This window comes from Oleiphilus sp. HI0123, assembly GCF_001635315.1.
The window spans coordinates 1-1,420 of record NZ_LWGE01001525.1 but is presented as its reverse complement, the minus strand read 5'-3'; the positions used below and the strand labels follow the sequence as shown (position 1 = coordinate 1,420).

Sequence of the window (1,420 nt, the reverse complement as noted above, 5' to 3'; positions counted from 1 at the left end):
TGCCAAGGGGCCATTGTATTGTGTTTACGCTCTCTGTGTGAAAAAGGTGATGTGGTTGCGGTAGAGTCGCCAGGCTATTATGGCTTGTTACAGTTAATCGAATCTTTGGGGCTAAAAGCGCTTGAAATTCCTTCAGATCCGGTAAGGGGAATGAGCATCGACGCGCTTCAGTTGGCAGTCGAGCAGTGGCCCGTAAAAGTTGTGTTATCAGTTCCTAGCTATAGCAACCCCATGGGAGCCTTGATGCCAGAAACTGCGAAGCTCAAGTTGGCGAAGCTCTTAGAAAAATATGATTTACCGATGATTGAAGACGATATTTACGGAGAGCTGTCATACAGTGATGCTAGGCCAAAAGCTGTTAAATCTTATGATAAGGATGGCCGAATTCTGCTGTGCTCTTCAGTTTCGAAGGTGCTTGACCCTCAGCTATGTGTCGGCTGGGTGATGCCAGGGCGATATCGGGAAAAAATTGAGTACCAACGTTTTTTAAGCAACTCCAGTCACTTTGCTTTACCCCAACTGGCGGTTGCCGATATTTTGTCTAGAGGGCGCTTTGACCGTCACTTGAGGCATGCTCGTGAAGTTTACAGCCAGAGGCGCGATAGGTTGCTAGATTTAATTGCGCTACACTTTCCCAAAGAAACACGCATCACTAAGCCGCAAGGAGGTTTTGTTGCATGGATACAGTTGCCTGATGGTGTAGATAGCACAGAGTTCTACCATTTGGCTAAGGCCGAGGGCGTCATTGTTGCGCCAGGAGAAATCTTTTCAACCGATTCGAGTAAGTACCATAACTATATTCGGTTAAGTTATGCACATGAATGGACCAGAGAGCGAGAGCAAGCTGTTGTGATTTTGGGGAATATACTAAAAGCTGAACTAAGCAGATTCACATAACACTTGCTCAGCTTTTAAGTGGAGAGCTTAACGTTTTTTAGGTGTCCAGGCCCAAACCATTTCCATAAGAATGGGTTCTTTGCCTTCAGCGTCTGTCACACTGACTTTTACAGTGGTTTCACCTTTTTCGAGTTTTTGGATATCAGCAATTTGCTTTTTGCTTAGCGTTGCAACGGCTTTCATGTCGCCCTTGGCGCGTTTTACATAGTCAGCTTTGATTGTTTTGATCACAGGGACAGCGCTATCAGGTACGTTCATACCAATCAAATATCCGGTAGCAGACTCTGCGATCAGAATACTGGCGACAGCATGCACTGAACCAATATGATTTTGCACACTCTTTTTATTTTTTAGTGTAATCACTGCTCGTTCGCAGCTGAGCTCTTCAATTGTAATTCCAGCAGTGCCGGTAAACTTCACCATCTTTCCAAAAAAAGTAGACAGCGCTGTTGAGCGAAGGAAAGATGGCAAGGAATTAATGTTACTGACAATTTTATTTAGCTTATTTTTCTTGGCCAAGATG

Annotated in this window: 2 protein-coding genes; one reads left to right on the top strand and one right to left on the bottom strand. The window is 44.6% G+C overall.

The window, feature by feature from the left end; genetic code table 11:
• Positions 1-897: PLP-dependent aminotransferase family protein (locus A3761_RS20315; RefSeq protein WP_156491987.1), on the top strand; the 897-nt coding region annotated here is incomplete at its 5' end.
• A 27-nt stretch (positions 898-924) separates the two neighbouring features.
• Here the strand turns inward: A3761_RS20315 and A3761_RS20310 are convergent.
• Positions 925-1,420: DUF4442 domain-containing protein (locus A3761_RS20310; RefSeq protein ID WP_369808244.1), on the bottom strand; the 496-nt coding region annotated here is incomplete at its 5' end.